General features: G+C 70.3%; 16 protein-coding genes. 10 read left to right on the plus strand and 6 right to left on the minus strand.

The features are described 5' to 3' along the window. The first annotated feature begins 36 nt into the window (after window positions 1-36). The 8 genes from StrepF001_RS11035 to StrepF001_RS11070 all read left to right on the plus strand — a co-directional run bounded on the left by StrepF001_RS11035 (window position 37) and on the right by StrepF001_RS11070 (window position 12,308). Window positions 37-468, plus strand: a complete 432-nt coding sequence (locus StrepF001_RS11035; RefSeq protein WP_240797379.1) for a DoxX family protein — start codon at window positions 37-39, stop codon at window positions 466-468. A 177-nt stretch (window positions 469-645) separates the two neighbouring features. Then, on the plus strand, window positions 646-2,436 hold the full coding sequence (locus StrepF001_RS11040) for a pentapeptide repeat-containing protein (RefSeq protein WP_240797380.1): 1,791 nt from the start codon (window positions 646-648) through the stop codon (window positions 2,434-2,436). 176 nt (window positions 2,437-2,612) lie between these two features. Beyond that, window positions 2,613-5,114 (plus strand): Pls/PosA family non-ribosomal peptide synthetase, encoded by a 2,502-nt coding sequence (locus tag StrepF001_RS11045; protein ID WP_129798100.1) that lies wholly within the window; start codon window positions 2,613-2,615, stop codon window positions 5,112-5,114. After that, a complete protein-coding gene (locus StrepF001_RS11050; protein ID WP_129798101.1) occupies window positions 5,114-8,272 on the plus strand; it encodes an amino acid adenylation domain-containing protein in 3,159 nt (1,052 codons plus the stop codon). The genes StrepF001_RS11045 and StrepF001_RS11050 overlap by 1 nt, the downstream gene beginning before the upstream one ends. Window positions 8,273-8,296: 24 nt before the next feature. Further along, window positions 8,297-9,337: a TauD/TfdA family dioxygenase gene (locus tag StrepF001_RS11055; RefSeq protein WP_129798102.1), complete on the plus strand. Its 1,041-nt coding sequence runs from the start codon at window positions 8,297-8,299 to the stop codon at window positions 9,335-9,337. After that, on the plus strand, window positions 9,334-10,404 hold the full coding sequence (gene sbnB, locus StrepF001_RS11060; protein ID WP_129798103.1) for a 2,3-diaminopropionate biosynthesis protein SbnB: 1,071 nt from the start codon (window positions 9,334-9,336) through the stop codon (window positions 10,402-10,404). The genes StrepF001_RS11055 and sbnB overlap by 4 nt, the downstream gene beginning before the upstream one ends. Before the next feature lie 57 nt (window positions 10,405-10,461). Beyond that, complete coding sequence (gene sbnA, locus StrepF001_RS11065; protein ID WP_129798104.1) at window positions 10,462-11,481, plus strand: 2,3-diaminopropionate biosynthesis protein SbnA; 1,020 nt, start codon at window positions 10,462-10,464, stop codon at window positions 11,479-11,481. Window positions 11,482-11,534: 53 nt separating this feature from the next. Beyond that, window positions 11,535-12,308, plus strand: coding sequence for a 4'-phosphopantetheinyl transferase superfamily protein (locus StrepF001_RS11070; RefSeq protein ID WP_129798105.1), 774 nt, complete (start codon window positions 11,535-11,537; stop codon window positions 12,306-12,308). A 15-nt stretch (window positions 12,309-12,323) separates the two neighbouring features. Here the strand turns inward: StrepF001_RS11070 and StrepF001_RS11075 are convergent, their stop codons facing one another. The 4 genes from StrepF001_RS11075 to StrepF001_RS45520 form a co-directional block, all read right to left on the minus strand. Beyond that, window positions 12,324-13,061: an anti-sigma factor gene (locus StrepF001_RS11075; protein WP_129798106.1), complete on the minus strand. Its 738-nt coding sequence runs from the start codon at window positions 13,059-13,061 to the stop codon at window positions 12,324-12,326. Then, complete coding sequence (sigK, locus tag StrepF001_RS11080) at window positions 13,058-13,669, minus strand: ECF RNA polymerase sigma factor SigK (RefSeq protein WP_129798107.1); 612 nt, start codon at window positions 13,667-13,669, stop codon at window positions 13,058-13,060. Before sigK ends, StrepF001_RS11075 begins: the two co-directional genes overlap by 4 nt. Window positions 13,670-14,179: 510 nt before the next feature. Further along, window positions 14,180-14,521, minus strand: a complete 342-nt coding sequence (locus StrepF001_RS11085) for a hypothetical protein (RefSeq protein WP_129798108.1) — start codon at window positions 14,519-14,521, stop codon at window positions 14,180-14,182. Further along, window positions 14,518-14,691, minus strand: coding sequence for a hypothetical protein (locus tag StrepF001_RS45520; protein ID WP_165396221.1), 174 nt, complete (start codon window positions 14,689-14,691; stop codon window positions 14,518-14,520). The genes StrepF001_RS11085 and StrepF001_RS45520 overlap by 4 nt, the downstream gene beginning before the upstream one ends. A gap of 83 nt (window positions 14,692-14,774) precedes the next feature. On the opposite strand from StrepF001_RS45520, the gene StrepF001_RS11090 reads away from it, so the two are divergent. Further along, window positions 14,775-15,116: a hypothetical protein gene (locus tag StrepF001_RS11090; protein WP_129798109.1), complete on the plus strand. Its 342-nt coding sequence runs from the start codon at window positions 14,775-14,777 to the stop codon at window positions 15,114-15,116. On the opposite strand, the gene StrepF001_RS11095 is transcribed toward StrepF001_RS11090, so the two are convergent. Together StrepF001_RS11095 and StrepF001_RS47485 are read right to left on the minus strand one after the other, a co-directional pair. Then, on the minus strand, window positions 15,083-15,574 hold the full coding sequence (locus StrepF001_RS11095) for a hypothetical protein (protein ID WP_129798110.1): 492 nt from the start codon (window positions 15,572-15,574) through the stop codon (window positions 15,083-15,085). The genes StrepF001_RS11090 and StrepF001_RS11095 overlap by 34 nt on opposite strands. Before the next feature lie 845 nt (window positions 15,575-16,419). Beyond that, a complete protein-coding gene (locus StrepF001_RS47485; protein WP_240797381.1) occupies window positions 16,420-16,734 on the minus strand; it encodes a hypothetical protein in 315 nt (104 codons plus the stop codon). A 487-nt stretch (window positions 16,735-17,221) separates the two neighbouring features. Between StrepF001_RS47485 and StrepF001_RS11110 the strand changes: the two genes are divergently transcribed. Further along, on the plus strand, window positions 17,222-17,743 hold the full coding sequence (locus StrepF001_RS11110; RefSeq protein ID WP_240797382.1) for a lamin tail domain-containing protein: 522 nt from the start codon (window positions 17,222-17,224) through the stop codon (window positions 17,741-17,743). Window positions 17,744-18,248 lie beyond the last annotated feature (505 nt).

Genomic DNA, 18,248 nt, shown 5'->3' on the forward strand with positions numbered 1-18,248 from the left:
ACCCAACAGCTGTCTCTGTGGAGCTCAGGAGCAACGGTGGACACCTCGAAGCTGACCCGTCACCAACCTCTGGCCCTCGGGCTGTTTCGTGTCGTGATCGGATTTCTCTTCGCCTGTCAAGGGGCGGCGACCGTGTTCGGCTTGCTGGGCCGCAAGGCGACCGACGCGGGTGAGTGGCCCTACTGGTACGCCGGGCTGATCGAGCTGGTCTGCGGGGTGCTCGTCATGGTCGGCATGGGTACGCGTTCCGCTGCCTTCCTGAGCTCGGGCGCCATGGCCTACGCCTACTTCACCGTCCACCAGAAGGATGGACTGTTCCCGTTGCAGAACGGCGGCGAAAGCCCGGCTCTGTACTGCTGGGCCTTTCTTCTGCTCGTCTTCACAGGGCCTGGAGCCCTGTCGGTGAGCGGTCTGCTCCGCGCTCGTCGCCCCGCAGATGCTCCACAGCCCAGCCCTTCGTCCGTCTGACTCCGCGTGCACGCGGGAGCGCCCACAGGAGGGCGCCCCGCCGCGACGCGCAGGCCGGCAACCACCCCCCTGTCTTCTCGGCATCGCCTGGCGAGGAGCACCTCACCGAGCTGATCAGAGACGCTCACACGGGCGGCCCGCCGCAACCGACGCATGTTCCTCCACGTCCCACACGACGTGACTGCCACCTCAGCCGACCCGACCACACAGGTGTGGCCGTACTGCGTGCACGGCTCCGGGGCGGACGGCGCCGGCTGTCGTGGCCGCATCGTCGAGCCGCACACCGTCTGCCTGGCCCATCTCACCGACGCCGACCGCTCCGCCTACCTCGCCGGGTTGCAGCCCGGCGTTGACCTCGATCACCGTGGTACGTCGTTCACCGAAGAACTGCTGAGCGAACTGCTCGCCGCACTCACAGACCCTGCAACGGACGAGCCTCACTTGGGCAACGCCGTGTTCGACACGGCGCGGTTCAGCGGCGACGCCCACTTCGACGGGGCGAAGATCAGCGGGAACGCGTCGTTCTATGAGACAGAGATCGTCGGTAATGCCTGGTTCTACGGGACGGAAATCGGCGGCGACGCCAGGTTCGACGACGCGGAGATCGGCGGCAACGCCTGGTTTGTCAGTGCCAAGATCAGCGGTGACGCCGACTTCTACCGGGTGCACGTCGGCGGTGACGCGCTGTTCCAAAAGGCGCAGATCGCCGGTGAAACCCACGTCGTTGCGACGGAGATCGGCGGCGACGCCTGGTTCGACGACATGGAGTTCGACGGCGACCTCTGGCTCTCCGCTGCGACGATCCGGGGGAGTGCATCGCTTGCCGGGGCGACGTTCAACGGCAACGTCTTCTTCCACAGCACGGTGTTCGAGCGCACCGCCCAGGTGGGTCCGCTGGTGTGTGCCGGGACGCTGGATGTGTCGGAGGCGGTGTTCCACGGTGCCGTGACCATCGAGGCGTCGACAGCGGCCCTGCAGTGCACGCGGACACGGTGGGCTTCCACCGCCGCGCTGCGGCTGCGCCACACGGCTGTGGATCTGAGCGACGCGGTCCTGGAGTACCCGGTGAGCATCGCCGCCCGTGCCCGACCCTTCATCGTGAACGGTCTGGAGATGCCCGAACCCGATTCGACGGATCTTCCGGTGCAGGTCGTATCACTGCGGGGAGTGGACGCGGCTCACCTGGTCCTTACCGACGTCGACCTGACCGACTGCCTCTTCGTCGGGACCATCCACCTTGACCAGTTGCGGCTGGAGGGCCGGTGTCTGTTGGCCCCCACCCCCTCCGGGCTGCGATGGCGCGGCGTGTGGCCGGTGCGCTGCACGCCGCGCCAGACGCTGGCCGAAGAACACCACTGGCGTGCCACCCGTACCCGCGGCGCGGATGGCTGGGTCCCTGCGCCCGAGGGGGAGGCGGTGCTGGATCCGGCCGCGCTGGCACCGGTGTACCGGCAGCTGCGCAAGGCCTTCGAGGACGGCAAGGACGAGCCGGGGGCGGCCGACTTCTACTACGGCGAGATGGAGATGCGCCGTCACGACCCCGGCACTCCGCGCGCCGAGCGGGCCCTGATCGCCGCGTACTGGGCTCTGTCCGGCTACGGGCTGCGGGCCTCCCGTGCCCTGGGCTGGCTGCTGGCGACCATGACCACCACTGTGCTGGCGATGATGCTGTGGGGCCTCCCGCAGGACGACCCGAAACCGCAGAGCACCGGCACTCTCACCGGCCGCACCATCGCCATGACCACAGACACCCCCGATCCGGCCAATCCCCATGGGCCGTATGCACAGCGGATGTCGACCGTGCGGTTCGAGAAGTCCCTGCGGGTGGTGATCAACTCGGTGGTCTTCCGCTCCTCCGGCCAGGACCTGACCACGGCGGGCACGTACACGGAGATGGCCTCCCGTCTGGTGGAGCCGGCCCTGCTCGGCCTTGCCGTCCTTGCTGTACGCAGCAGAGTGAAACGGTAGTCGGCGACCGCTGCACCGACTCTGGGCGCTGGGTCCGGGCCACCGTGGTCGGTGTCACCTGGCGAGATGGGGCGCTCACGATGCAAGAAGGTGCACGGCGCCTTCATACCTCGTCCCCCTGGCAACGAATACCTGGCAAGCAGGACGGTCGGTCGCCGCCAGCCCAGGGAGTGCGTATGACGGGACACCAGCTCGAGGTGATGGGCACCGCGGCCGTCCCGGGGAGGGAAGAGACGCTCGCCCGGCTGCTCGCGGACGTCGCGAAGCTCGATGAGGTGCCGCTCGACAGTCATTTCTTCAACGATCTGGGGGCCGACTCCCTGGTCATGGCGCACTTCTGCGCGCGTGTCAGGAAGCGGCCCGACCTGCCGTCGGTGTCGATGCGCGACATCTACCGGTACCCCACCATCAGCGCGCTGTCGGCGGCGATGGTGGACGGCGCACCTCAGGGCACGGCTCCGGGTACGCCGCCGGTTCCCGCCCCCGGCACACGGCCACGGCCACCGGCGGAACCGACGGGCCGTCCCCACTACGTGCTCTGCGGCGTCCTGCAAGTTCTGTGCTATCTCGGCTACGCCTGCCTCCTCGCCGTCGTCACCGCCCGCGGCTACGACTGGATCTCGGGCGGGAGCGGCCTGCTGCAGGCCTACCTGCGGTCCGTTGTGTTCGGCGCCATCCTGCTGGTGGTCCTGTGCGCTCTGCCCGTGATCGTGAAGTGGCTGCTGATCGGCCGGTGGAAACCGCAGCGGATTCGCGTCTGGAGTCTGGTCTACGTTCGCTTCTGGCTGGTCAAGACGCTGATCCGGTCGAGTCCGGTCCTGCTGCTCGCCGGGTCGCCGCTGTACCCGCTGTACCTCAGAGTCCTGGGCGCCCGGATCGGACGGGGGGTGACCTTCCTCTCGCGCAATGTGCCTGTCTGCACCGACCTGTTGACGATCGGCGACGGCACGGTGGTCCGCAAGGACTCGCTGATCAACTGCTACCGCGCCCACGACGGTGTGATCGAGACGGGTCCGGTCACCCTGGGCCGGGACGCGGTCGTCAGTGAGGCGACGGTGCTGGACATCGGCAGCCGCCTCGGCGACGCATCCCAGCTGGGCCACGCGTCCTCGTTGCAGACCGGTCAGGAGGTCCCGGACGGCGAGCACTGGCACGGGTCGCCGGCCCAGCCCACGGACGCCGAATTCCAGCCGGTGGAGCCCGCCCGCTGCGGCACCCTGCGGCGAGCGGTCCACGGAGTCCTGCTGCTGCTGACCGCGGTGCTGGCGTACGTGCCGCTGGCGGTGGGCTGCCTTGACGTGCTGCTCTCCCGCATCCTGGAGGGAGACACGGCGCTGGAGCAGGCGCAGACGTCCCCGGCCGGCTGGGCCTTCTACGTGGACGTGCTGGTGGTCACGGCCGTGATCTTTGCTTGCGCCGTGCCCGCCGCCCTCGTCGTCCTGGCCACCGTCCCGCGGCTGCTCGCCCGGTTCGTCACCCCGGGCCGGACGTATCCGCTGTTCGGCTTCCACCATGCCGTGCACCGGGCGATCCTCCTGCTGACCAACAGCAGGTTCCTCGCCCGCCTGTTCGGTGACAGCACGTGCATCGTGCACTATCTGCGCTGGATCGGTTACGACCTGTCCCGCGTGGAGCAGACCGGATCGAACTTCGGCACCCGGGTCAAGCACGAGAGCCCGTTCATGAGCGCGATCGGCACGGGCACCATGGTCGCCGACGGCCTCTCCCTGATGAACGCCGACTACTCCAGCACGTCCTTCCGCCTGTCGCGGACCGCGATCGGAGCGCACAACTTCCTCGGGAACCGGGTCGCCTACCCCACACGCGGCAGGACCGGTGACAACTGCCTCCTGGCGACCAAGGTGATGGTCCCCGTCGACGGCCCGGTCCGGCACGACGTGGGACTGCTGGGGTCTCCCTGTTTCGAGATCCCACGGTCGGTGATGCGGGACAGCACCTTCGACGAGCTGACGAACGGGAACGGGCTGCGCCGCCGCCTGGCGGCCAAGAACCGGCACAACGTCGTCACAATGGCGTGGTTCCTGTTCGCGGGATGGCTGTACTTCTTCTGCATCACTCTGCTCTTCGCGTGCGCCGCGAGCCTCTACCCGCAGTGGGGCACGGCAGCCATCGCGCTCGCCAACGCCCTCGCACTGCCGTTCACCGTCCTGTACTTCATCCTGGTCGAGCGGGCCGTGACGGCACTGCACCCTCCGGGACCGCTGTTCTGCTCGATCTACGACCGCCGCTTCTGGCGGCGTGAGCGGTACTGGAAAGTTCCCTCGGAGACGTATGTGCAGGTCCTCAACGGCACGCCGTTCAAGGGATCCGCGTGGCGCCTGCTGGGTGCAAGCGTCGGCACCAGGCTGTTCGACGACGGACTCAGCGTGACCGAACGCGGGATGGTCACGATCGGGGACAGCTGCACGTTCAACGCGGGAAGCGTCGTCCAGCCCCACTCGCAGGAGGACGCCACGTTCAAGTCGGACCGCAGCGTGATCGGCTCCGGCTGCACCCTCGGCGTCGGAGCGTTCGTGCACTACGGCGTGCAGGTCGGTGACGGTGCCGTGCTGGCGGCGGACTCCTTCCTGATGAAGGGCGAGGTGGTCCCCGAGCGTGCTCGCTGGGCAGGGAATCCGGCTCGTCCCGCACTCGACGGCGGCGGAGGTGAAGGGTGATGGCGAGGGCGACGGCACCGACCGACGACCGAACCCACGGCGGCGACGCACGGTCCGGCGGGGGGCCCACGGCCGACGTCGCCGCACAGGCCGGGGACGCCGCGCCCGCCGTCGGCGGCACACCGGCCGAGGGCGGCTTCACAGCCGTACCGCGCTGGACCCGTGCCCCGGTGCCCGGCACCGCCGAGCATGTCACGCCCGTCCCCGCAGCGGTGACGACGGCCCTGCACCGGCGGGCCCGGGAACTCGGCGTGCCGCTCACGGCGGTGTTCCTGGCCGCGCACGCCAAGGTGCTCGCCACACTCTCCGGTGACCCCGTCGTCCGCACCGGCTACCTGTCCACGGCGGGCACCACGCCCCTGATCGTCCAGTTGACCGTCGGGCCCGGTACCTGGCGCCAACTGCTGCTGGCATCCCACCGGGCCGAATCGGAGCTGCTGTCGTCCCGGACCAGCTCGTCGGCCGACGCGCCGCCGCGCACGGGCGGGACCGCACCCCGCCCCGAGGCCGTGTACGACCCGACCGGACGCGGGCCCGCGGGCGAGAACGGCACCGTTCTCATGGTGACGGCGGCGGAGCAGGAGGGCCGCCGCGTCGTGCGCCTGCGCTACCGGACCGATCTGCTGGACGCGGACTGCGCGGCCCGGATCGCCGGATACCACCTCGCCGCACTCGAACAGATCGCCGCCGACCCGGACGCCCCGCACCACCGGCACAGTCTGCTGTCAGCCGAGGAGATCCGGTTCCAGATCGACGGACTCGCCGGTCCGCCCCGGGAACTGCCCGACCGGCGCTGCCACGAACTGTTCGAAGAGCGCGTGCGCAGCCACCCGGACGCCGTCGCCGCCGTGCACCGCGACCGGCAGTGGACGTACGGCGAACTGAACGTGCGGGCCAACCGGCTGGCCCGTGCCCTGCTGGCGCAGGGGCTGGGCCCCGAGGACACGGTCGCGGTGGTGACCGGGCGCGACCTGAACTGGCTGGCCGGCGTGCTCGCCGTCTTCAAGGCAGGCGGCGCCTACCTCCCCGTCGACCCGCACTACCCGCCCGGGCGCATGACCACCATGCTCACCCGGGCCGCCTGCCGGTTCGTGCTCACCGAGCCGGGCGCCACCACGAACCTGGACGAGGCGCTGGACGTGCTGCCCGGCACCCGTACGCTGCTCGTCCCGGAGATCACCGAGCGGGCCACCGACGGAACCGACTCAGGAGTCGAGGTGCCGGCCGACCGACTCGCGTACGTGTTCTTCACCTCCGGCTCCACAGGTGAGCCCAAGGGCGCGATGTGCGAGCACGCGGGCCTGCTCAACCACCTGTACGCCAAGATCGACGACCTGGACATCGGCGCGGGCACGGTCGTGGCGCAGACCGCCTCGCAGTGCTTCGACATCTCGCTGTGGCAGCTGCTCGCCGGCCTGCTGACCGGCGGCCGGACCCTGCTCGTCGAACAGGACGCGATCCTCGACGCCGACCGGTTCCTCGACACGATCGTCGAGCGCCGGGTCAACATCCTCCAGGTCGTGCCCTCGTACCTCGACGTCATCCTCTCCGCCCTCGAACGCGCCCCGCGCGACCTGCCGGACCTGCGCTGTGTGTCGGTCACGGGAGAGGCGCTCAAGAGCGAGCTGGCCCAGCGGTGGTTCACCGTCGGGCCCGGGATCCCTCTGGTCAACGCCTACGGACTGACCGAGACGTCCGACGACACCAACCACGAGGTGATGGACCGCGCGCCCGCCGCCGACCGGGTGCCGCTCGGCCGGCCCGTGAACAACGTGCGCGTCTATGTCGTCGACGACAACCTGGTGCCGGTGCCGCTCGGCGCCCCCGGTGCCATCGTCTTCTCCGGTGTCTGCGTCGGCCGCGGGTACGTCAACGACGCCGAGCGCACGCGGCTCGCCTATCTGGACGATCCGTACCGTCCGGGGCAACGGCTCTACCGGGGAGGCGACTTCGGCCGCTGGCTGCCCGACGGGAAGCTCGAGTACCTCGGCCGCAGGGACGCGCAGGTGAAGATCCGCGGGTTCCGCGTCGAGATCGGCGAGATCGAGAACACGCTGCTCCGGGTCCCCGGCGTCCGAGACGGCGCGGTGGTGGTGACGGGGGAGGGGCACGGCAGGCAACTGGCCGCCTTCTACACGAGCGGGGAGACCCTGACCACCGACGACGTCCGCGAGCGGCTCGGCGACCTGCTTCCCGAATACATGGTCCCGGCCTCCTTCCACCAGGTGGCGCGCCTGCCGCTGACGGCCAACGGCAAGACCGACACGAAGGCGCTCACGGCGCTGGCGGAGGAACTCGGCACGGCCGGCGACGCCTACCAGGCACCCAGGACGCCGACCGAACAGCGACTGGCGGAGAAGTTTGCGACGGTCCTCGGCATGCCGTCCGACCGCATCGGCCGGGGCGACAGCTTCTTCGACCTGGGCGGCACCTCCCTGTCGGCCGTCCGGCTCGCGGTATCCCTGGACCGCCTGATCTCTTTGCGTGACCTCACCCGCCATCCGGTGCTGGCCGAGCTGGCCCGTCTCATCGACACCCGGACATCGGGCCCGCCCGGAACGGGCGCCGAGGCCCGGGGGGTCCTGCGGCCTCTGCTGACCCCTGACGGACCCCTGCTGGCCGCCCTGGTCTGCTTCCCCGACACAGGCCGGACCGGCGCGGAATTCCTGCCGCTGGCCGAAGCACTGCGCGGCAGCGACAACGGCAGGGGGCTGACGGTCCACATCGCCGCGCAGCCGGACGCGGCACGGGTCGCTGCGGAGACCGGCCGGCTCGGCGCGCCCGGCATCCTGCTGTGGGGCGACGGCTCGGGTGCGGGGTCGGCCGTGGAGGCGGCCCGGACCCTGCAGCAGCGCGGGGTCCGGGTCCGTGGCGTGTTCCTCTCCGTGCGGTCCCCCTTCGGCTCTCTGCATGACGCGGAGCGGCTGACAGCCCCCGTCACCGTGCTGGTCGCCGCCGACACGCCCGGTGACGTCGAAGCCGGCAGCGAGGCAGGCGAGGCGGCGATGGCCCGCCGGGCGCCCGGCGACTGGCGTTTCCTGGCCGAGCGCGTCGAGGTGCGGGACGTACCCGGCGGCGGTCACCACTTCCTGCGCACCCGCCCGGCGGAGGCCGCCGAGACCCTGGTCCGAGCCGCCTTCCCGCAGGCCGAGCCGTGAATCCGCGCATCCCGAGGAGAACCCATGCTGTCCGCACTGTTCCGCAAGCACCCGGCCCCCGCCGCGCCGCCTCCGACCGCCGGGAGCACCACGCCTGCGGCCCCCGGCGAGCCGCCGTTCCTCCAGGCCGAGGCCGCCTCGGACGCGGCGGCCTGGGTGGCCGTCCGGCACGACCGACTGCGCGACCTCCTCGTCGAACACGGCGCTGTCACGGTCCGGGGCCTCGGTCTGCGCACTCCGGCCGACGTCGAGTCGGTCCTCCACCAGGTGGCCGACCGTCCGGCGACCGAGCGGGAGGCGTTCGCCGCCCGCGACCGCCACGCGGAGGGCGTCTACTCGCCGTCGGCGTGGCCGCCCAACCAGCCCATGTGCATGCACCACGAGCTCAGTTACGCGCTGGAGTTTCCCGGCCTGATGCTGTTCGCGTGCCTTCAGCCGTCCACCGCGGGCGGTGCCACCGCCGTGGCCGACTCGGCCGCCGTGCTGCAGACGCTGCCGGCCGAACTCGTCGACCGGTTCGAGCGGGAAGGCTGGCTGCTCACCCGCACCTACACCAACGAGATCGGTGCCACGCTGAGCCAGTCCTTCGGCACCGAGGACCGCGACGCCATCGAGGCGTACTGCCGTGCCAACGCCATCGACTGGTCCTGGCAGCCGGACGGCTCGCTGCGCACCCGGCAGCACCGACGCGCCGTGGTGCGGCACCCGGTCTCCGGTCGGCGCTGCTGGTTCAACCAGATCGCGTTCCTCAACGAGTGGACGATGGCGCCCGAAGTACGGGAGTTCCTCGTCGAGGAGTACGGCCCCGACGACCTTCCCTTCAACACCCGCTACGGCAACGGCGACCCCGTGTCCCGGGACGTCGTCGAGCAGATCAACAACGCCTACGACGCGCACACCGTACGCCGGGCCTGGCACTCCGGAGACCTGATGCTCGTGGACAACATCCGCACCGCGCACAGCCGGGACGCCTACGAAGGGCCGCGGAACGTGGTGGTCGCCATGGCGGACCCGGTACGCATGGACCACCACCCCACGGCGTCGACCGGGAGGACAGCGGCATGATCACCGTGCGCCCCGCCCCCGGGAAAGCGGCCCGGGCCGACGTACCGGCCGTACCGTCCTTCGCCGTCATCCCCGGGGCCCAGGTCAAGAGCGTGCTCGACGGACGTGAGAAGGCTGTGGTGGAGGTCGTCGAGGCGACGTACCGCCTGCACGGGGCAGGCCGTACGGTCAACCCGCCGTCCTCCTTCCTGCGCTTCCCCGACCGGCCGTCGTCGCGGATCATCGCCCTGCCCGCCTCGCTCGGCGGCGAGAGCCGGGTGGACGGCCTGAAATGGATCTCCAGTTTTCCCGCCAACGTCGAGTCGGGCATCCCCAGGGCGTCGGCCGTGCTCATCCTCAACGACCCGATCACGGGCTACCCCTTCGCGTGCCTGGAGAGCTCGATCATCAGCGCCGCCAGGACCGCCGCGTCCGCCGCTTCGGCGGCCGACCGGCTCAGCAGGGGGCGACCGCGCCCCGCCCGTCTGGGGTTCGTCGGAGCCGGTCTGATCGCCCGGTACATCCACACGTACCTGGAGGGCACCGGCTGGTCCTTCGACGCCATCGGTGTGCACGACGTGTCCGCCGACAGCGCGGCGGGATTCCGGACGTACCTGGAGCAGTCAGGAGCCGTCGGACGCGTCACTGTGCACGGCAGCGCGCGGGAGCTGATCCGCCACAGCGACCTGATCGTCTTCGCCACCGTCGCCGACCGGCCGCACATCGACGAGCCGTCGTGGTTCCGCCACAACCCGGTGGTGCTGCACGTGTCACTGCGCGACCTCGCGCCGCAGGTGCTGCTGTCGGCCACCAATGTCGTCGACGACATCGACCACTGTCTCAGGGCCGCCACCTCACCGCACCTCACGGAAAGCCTCACCGGCAACCGTCGCTTCCTGCTCGGCACGCTGGACGACGTGATGGCCGGCCGGGTGACAGTGCCGGCCGACCGGCCGGTGGTGTTCTCGCCGTTCGGCCTCGGCGTGCTCGACCTCGCGGTCGGCAAGTTCGTCTACGAGGAGGTGGCACGCTCCGGCGAACTGCGGATCATCGACAACTTCTTCCATGAACTGCGCCGGTACGGCTGAGGACGGCTCACCACCCGCCTTTCGGCCGGTGTTCCGGTCACGGACTCGGAGGCCATCGTGCCCGTCATATCCGTTCCCCAGGCCTTCAACGAGGAGGATCTGTACATCGACCTGGAGCCGATGTTCGGACAGCGGCTGTTCCTCAAGTGCGAGGGGTTCAACTTCGCCGGTTCGATCAAGCTGAAAGCCGCGACCGAGATGGTGGAGTCCGCCGAGCGGAGCGGCATCCTGACACAGGACTCGATCCTGGTGGAGTCCTCGTCGGGCAATCTCGGTGTGGCCCTGAGCGTGATTGCGGCGAGCAAGGGCTACCGTTTCGTCTGTGTGACGGACTCCCGCTGCAATCTCACCACCCGGCAGATGATGGAAGCCCTCGGCAGCCACGTGCACGTCGTCTCCCACCAACACGCCACCGGCGGTCTTCTGGGAGCGCGGCTGGAGTACGTACGCAGCCTGTGCGCCGCGGACGACCGCTATGTGTGGCTGAGCCAGTACACCAACCCCGACAACTGGAAGGCGCACTACTTCAGGACGGCGCCGGCCATCGCCCGCGTCTTCCCGCAGCTGGACGTGCTGTTCATCGGGGTCGGCACCACCGGCACCCTGATGGGGTGCGCACGCTGGTTCCGGTCCTGGAACCGGCCGGTGCGCATCGTCGCCGTGGACAGCGTCGGCTCCGCCATCTTCGGCGACCCGCCAGGCCGCCGTATGATCCCCGGCCTGGGCATGAGCGTCCGGCCGCCGCTGCTCGACGAGGCGTACGTGGACGAAGCGGTGCGCGTCGAGGAGGCCGACACCATCCGTACCTGCCGGAACCTGGCGAAGCGGGGCTTCCTCTTCGGCGGGTCGACCGGCACGGTGGTCAGCGGGGCGATGAGCTGGCTGGCCCGGCACGAGGCCCGAAGCCTCACGCCGGTGGCGATCGCCCCGGACCTCGGCGAGCGCTACCTCGACACGATCTACCAGACCAACTGGGTGCAAGCCCTCTACGGTGACCAGGTCTTCGTCCCGAATGCGCCACCCGACCACGGTGCCGCGGCCCGCGAGTCGAGCACGGCGAACGGCCGGGCTCTCTGACAGACATCCGCTCACCTGCCGTGAAAGACGTGCGGCGAAAGGCGGACGACCCCATGCTCCCCAGGCACCCGGCCGAGGAACCGGCGGAGGCAGCCCCGCATCCGGTGCTGCTGCCGGAGCTGCTTGTCCCCGCTGTCTGGGCCCGGTCGCTGACGCCACCCCGCTCCGGCCGGCCGCCGCGACTGTGGCTGGCACGGGTGGAGGTCTTGCGCGACGTCGTTGCCCCGTTTGCCGAGTCGGTGCTGGACAGCGGCGAAAAGGCGAGAGCGGCGGCGCTCCGGTCGGCGGCGGACCGGGACGGTTACCGGGTCGCGCACATCGGGCTGCGGCTGCTCCTCGGCGCCTACCTCGGCATCGAGCCCGCGAACGTGCCGCTGGTGCGACAGCCGTGCCCTATGTGCCAGGCCCCGCACGGCCGGCCCGCCGTGCCCGGCGCCGACCTCTGCTTCTCCCTCTCCCGGAGCGGCGGGCTCTGCCTTCTCGCCTTCGCGGCCACCGCGGTCGGCGCGGACATCGAGCAGCTGCCCGCTTCCGGCGTCGTCGACGACGTCGGTGCCCTGCTGCATCGCCGGGAGGCCGCCGAGCTCGCCGCCTGTCCGCCGGAGCGGCGTCCCGCTGCCTTCGCCCGCGCATGGACCCGGAAGGAGGCCTACCTGAAAGGTCTCGGCCCCGGACTCGGACGCGACCTCCGCCTCGACCACCTCAGCACCTCACCGCACGCACCCAGCCGTGTGCCGGGCTGGGCGATCCATGACGTCGCGGCCGGTCCGGATCACGCGGCTGCCGTCGCGGTCGCTGAGGCATCGCCGGCGAAGCGACCACGGTGACGCCTCCTCACCTCCTCACGCGGGCACCGGGATGATGGCGAGCAGGCCGGTGGTCGGCTGGGGCGAGCCACCGGCGGGTTCGACGGTCACACAGACGGCTGTGGCCTCACCGAGCCGCCCTTCGAGGACCTGTGCCTGAGAGCCGCCCGCGGAGGACAGCAGGCCGGCGGGCCGGTACCGCCCCTCGTACCCGTACCACAGTTCGTAGACCCGGTCGCCGGTGAGGGGTGGCAGGCCCGAGGCGACGAACGCGGTCCGGCTCTGGGCCCGCGAGGCGATCACGCTCGCCGTCGCGCCGTGCGGCATCCGGCTGGTGCTGATCGTGGCGTCCGCGGCGGTCAGGACATCGGCGAGTGCATCGGTGCCGCCACGGACGTCGGCGACCTGCTCGCGGGCGGTGTCGGCCTCGGAGTGCTGCCACCAGGCGACACCCCCCAGAGCTGCGGCTGCCGCCACGGACGCCGCCAGTGCCCATGCGAGGCCCCGCTGCTGCCGGCGATGTCGCCGCGAGGCGACGGCCCGCTCCTGACGTACGGTCGCGATCCGTTCGAGGACACCGCGGCGCAGGTCGGCGGAGGGTTTCCGAACCTCGAGGGCGCCCAGCCAGGCGGCGGCCTGCGTCACCTCGTCGGCTTCGCGCCGGCACGCCGTGCAGCTCGCCAGATGGTTCTCGAAGGCGGCTTCCTCGCCGGGAGGCAGAGCGTGCAGTGCGTACGCGCCGACGCCGAGGCAAGGGTCTTCGGAGACGCTCATGATCCGCCCTCCAGACACTCACGCAAGCGCTGCAGCCCTTGACGCATCCGCGACTTGATGGTCCCGACGGGAGTGGCCAGAGAATCGGCCACCTCCGTGTAGGTCAGCCCTTCGTAGTAGGCCAGTACCAGGGGCAACCGCAGGTGCCCGGCCAGCTCGGACAGACAGCGGAAGACGACCCGGTAGTCCTCGCGAACCTCGACCTCCTCGGCCACCGCGTCGAAGGGCCGCTCGTGCTCCAGGGTCGCGGTGCGCAGCTCGCGGGCCCTGCCTGCGGCGACGGACCGCACCCGGTCCACCGCCCTGCGGTGGGCGAGGGTGAGCACCCAGGCGCGGGCGGGGCCCCGCTCCGCACGGAAGCGGGCGGCGGTACGCCACACCTCCACCATCACGTCCTGGGTCACCTCCTCCGCCTGCGCCTCGTTCCTCAGCACCCGGTAGGCCAGTCCCATCACCGGCGGTGCCAGCGCGTCGTACACGCCGACGAATGCCTGCTCGTCGCCGTCGGCGGCACGGATGAGCAGCTCGTCCACCCGGGCATCGTCCGATGACCGTGTCCGCCGGGCCGGCGCGTCGCTTTCCACGTCCGCGTCGTTTCCACGCCTCATGACCGCTCCTCAGCTCTGCTCGACAGTGGCCCCTGAGCGAGGAAGACGCACCTCGTCCGGAGCCGTCCGCCTGACATATTCACCTTTCTGCCGGAGGCGACCGGGAGCACGGCCGTAAAACGGATGAAGAGGGGCGAACGAGGCCCCTACAGGTTGTTCGGAGCTGCCGCCTTCACGGATCGACGCAAGGCCTGCCAGTCGCATGCGACGGCTCGTTCGAAGCCATCTGACGGCGAGCACGAGCCCGAGACATCCCTCGACGTCCGCCCACCGGGTGCTCCTTTCGTGGGTTGGCACGAGAGGGGGCCGCACGGGCTGCCCGTCCCAAGGAGCTGGCAGGGCAGGCACAGGGACATGAACGTCGCTGATGGCGGGCCCGTACCCACCGGCGGAGGGCGGGCGCGGAGGGAGAGACGGTGCGACCCGCACAGCGTGAGTTGTACGAGGCGCTCGGCGCGCTGCGGAGCAGGGCACAGGGGCAAATGAACGGTGCAACCAGGGTTGTTGGGGTTACTGACGGGCTGCCGACAGGCGGCCGTCGAAGGTCATGTCGAAGGTGTTCAGTGCGGTCTTCCAGCGGCTGGTCCAGCGGGCCTGGCCCTTGCCGGCCGGGCAGGAGCCCGCCCGGCGGCCGCGGTCGGCAGCCCCGTGGGCAGGGACACGCTGCTGCGGTTGGTCAGGGCCTTGCCCGAGCCCGAGGCCGGCCACGTTGAAGGGCTGGGCGTGGACGACTTCGCCTTCCGCAAGGGCCGCCATGACGGCACGGTCCTGATCGACATGGTCACCCACCGTCCTCTTCATCTCTTCGACGGCCGTGAGGGCGAGGACCTGGCCGCCTGGCTGCGCGATCATCCCGAGCCGACGATGTCGTCGCCACAAGCCCCCAGCGGGCTCGCGTCGCCGATCCGTACGGCGGCTCCCTGCACCAGCGCTGGAACGAAGGCGGCAGAAACGCCGCACAGCTCTACCGCGAGATCCACGAACTGGGTCACCCCGGTGGCGAGATGGCCGTCCAACATCATCTGCGACGCTACCGAACAGGGCGCGGACACGCTCCCGTCCCGGAACCCAGGCTCCGTCGGTCCGCGAGGTCACCTCCTGGATCATGGCCCACCCCGAACACCTACGGGACGAGGACGCGGACAAGCTGCACCGTCTGCGCGAGCGCAATCCCGAGCGGGACCGGCTCACCGGCCACGTCAGGAAGTTCGCCGCGACGATGACCGGACGCCACGGCGACCGTCTCGAGCATTGGATCGCCGACACCGAACAGGACACCCTGGCCCCGCCGGCGTCCTTCGCCCGCAACCTTCGCCGTGATCTCGACGCCGTCCGCAACGGCCTGCCCCTGCCCCACGCTTCCGGCCCCGTTGAAGGAAACACCAACCGGCTGATTCTGTGGGATCAGCGATGTCAAGCCGTGTGCTTGTGCATCACGTCGAGGTAGTGACGGCCTCGGTGAGGCACGTGGTTGTCCCGGCCCGGGAGGCTGAAGACCGCGCAGACGTCAGCGGGCCGGGTGAGGATGCTGGACTGCCGGCCGAACGTGAGGGTGTCGTTGACGTGGTGCTCACAGCCTGCCGTGTCCAGGGCCATGACCAGTTCCTCGCGGAGCACGGTGGCCTCGAACGACTCTGATGCGGGCAGGACGAGAGAGGGCAGCTTCGCGGTCGAGCCGGGCCGGAGGTTGATCCAGATGCCGCTGACCGCCCGCTGGGTGACGACCAGTTCGAGCCCGGCCCAGGAGTACGGGTAGCCGTCGATATCAGGCCCCTTCATGAGGATGGCGGGGTGCGGGCGCCCCGGACCAAGGAGGTCCTCGGCCTCGGTCAGGGGCATTCCACAGTGAAGAGGCCCGATCCGGCCGGTGCGGGCGAAGGCGACGAGGACGTCCATCAAGAGCACGGCAGTGACTGTGACACGCCCCTGGGCGTGTTCGCATTCCGATATCAGCCGGCGTCGAGATCTCCCTGCCCTGCTTGACGTCCACGATCGGCAGGAAGGCGGCAGTCGCCGGGATGTCGAGCTGACGTGGCATCGCCCCGGATGGGGTGGGAACGTCGGTGAGTCGTTCCAGGAGGCGGTCGAGGGCGGCTTGGCCGTCGTCGACGGCAGCCTGCTCGTCCTCGGTGAGCGGATGGCGGCGCGCCTCTTCTGCAAGTCGGCTCTGGCTTCGATGAGTTGAGCCTTGGTGGAGGCCTTGGGGTGTGGGAGTCGCAGCGTGCGCAGGCCATGCGGTGGGGGCACTGCTCGAAGAAGGTGTAGATGCAGCAGCCGCCGTGGCCGAGGTCGTAGTGCTGCCAGGGCACCCCGGCCGCGGCGGCGCCGGAGGCGACCGCGTCGCGGTCGCAAGGACGTCGACGGTGCGCATGTTGCGCGAGAAGTACCCGGCGTCGGCGTAGGCCCGGGTGAGCGTGGTCGGGCTGATCTTCGCGTAGAACTGCGTGGACTGCGGTGAGCGGTGGCCGAGCCGGGCTTGCAGCTCGAACTGCTTCATCGGTTCCTTGGCGTTGTGAAGCCGGCCGGCGTGGTGGACTGGGCGCGGTGGCTGATGATGTTCCGCGGACGTCAGTGGCGGGGACGCCGGCTTTGCGGCAGGGCAACTTGTTTCGAGTCGCCCGGATCTCGGTCCCGTCGTGCTGCCGGCGGATGCAGCCGGTCCGGAGCCGAGCTGTCTCATCGCTGCGCTGTCCGGAGAACAGCCAGGTCAGCATGACCACGTGGACCTGGTGGGGACAGCACCGAGGGCTTCATGGGGTGTGGTGCAGCCAGCGCTGGAGGGCGGCGTTGATGCTGGCGGGCAGGGCGCTGAGCTGGTCGATGGCGTCGCGGTCGTCGGGGTGGGGTGGGATGCCGGCCGCGGTCAGGGCTGCGTGCAGGTCGAGGCGTCGCTGGTCGCGTGGGTCGATGGTGAAGGTGAGGCGGTGGGCGGGGTTCGGGGGGGAGCAGGTAGTCGGCGTCCCCTGGCTGGCCGGCGGGGCCGGCCAGGTGGGGGCGGACTCGTCGACGGCGCAGGGTTCGGCGGGCGAACGGGGTGCGCTGTGCTCGAAGGCAGTGGTGGTCACGTCGCTCTCCTCACGGGCAGACGGGCAGCTTGCAGATGCAGGACCAGAGGCGCCTGGGGACCGTGGCGGTTGCGGGCGTGGCGGGGCTTCACGCGGATGGCGTCATCGGCGGGTCATCGTCTGGTCCGACCGGCGGGGTGCGTTGTCGTGGTGCGTGGCGGAGGGCTCTGTTACGCACTTTCGGGTGAGGAGGGCGGGCTGTCGCCAGCCTGCGCGCCGGGCGGCAGCGGCGGGGCCGGGCGGTGCGGGCCGGGCGGGCCATCAACTCGAGAGTATTTACCGCATAGATGGACATCGAAGGTGAGAGTAACGGTGATGTGGGCAATTCGTAACACAGTGTGCGTACCGTGGTCATCTGCCGCAGCCGCGGCCAGGGTGTGCATGCGCGGCCCGTCCGGCCGCCACTCGCACCCGCACCATGACGTCCCCTCCGCGGCCGCTCACGGACCGAGACAAGGGATCGGTGCCCGTACATGCAGGAGGCTCTGTGTCTTCTTCCGTTGCGACCGCCCGTCGTCTGTCCGCCGCAGCGCTCACGGCCGCTGCCGTCCTGGGCGCCACGGCACTGCCGGCGTCGGGCGCCGGCTACCCCCGCCCGGACCGCGCACAGGCGGAGATCTCGGCCGTGCAGTACGACTCCCCGGGCTACGACGACGGCTCCAACCGCTCGCTGAACAGGGAATGGGTGGAGATCACCAACAACAGCCGCCGCGACGTCGACCTGGACGGCTGGACCCTGAAGAGCGAAGACGGTGACACCTACACCTTCGACCGCTACCGCCTCGAAGGCCGCTCAACGGTGCGCATCCACACCGGCTTCGGCCGCGACACCGACAGCGACCTTTACCAGGACAGCCGAGACTACGTCTGGGGCAACCGCTCCGACACCGCAACCCTGCGCAACGACCGCGGCCGCTTCATCGACGACCACGCGTGGGGCCACGACCGAGACCGCCACCACCACGACCGAGACCGTCACCACCACGGCGGCAACCACCACCGGCAGTAAGCCTGCCGTACACCTGGCCCAAAGACTGTCGGCAACGGGGCAGACCTGGCGACTCGGTCTGCCCCAGGCGGCCCGGCCGGTTCGTCGGCGCGCTCGGTCGGCTCAGGCGTTGGGGCGCTTGCCGTGGTTGGCCTTCTTCTTCTTGCGGCCGCGTCGTTTGTTGCCTCGCTTGGCCATGGTGCGTATCTCCCTAATCAGGACTTTTCACACCTTCGCCAGTCTAGATTCAGCCCGTGGGATCCGCATCAGCGCTGCGCCACCCACACGCGCAAGCCGCAGCTCCGCCTCACGGCCCTGCCGAGCGCGCCAGCAGCGATCAAGCCAGGGAAGTCCCCGCCCCTCCAGGCCGCGTCCCTCCGGATAATTCGATCGCGCCGCGGCACGACGTCCGCTGCATAGGCGCGGTGACCGATCCCTATGTCCGGCGCTCGCGGCACAGGTTCTCTCCTCTGTCCGCTCCTTGGAGAGCCGCCGCACTGTCCCAGCGAGAGTCACGGCCGGCACC

Origin of the sequence: Streptomyces sp. F001 (genome assembly GCF_004187715.1) — a bacterium.
Classification (GTDB): domain Bacteria; phylum Actinomycetota; class Actinomycetes; order Streptomycetales; family Streptomycetaceae; genus Streptomyces; species Streptomyces flavusporus.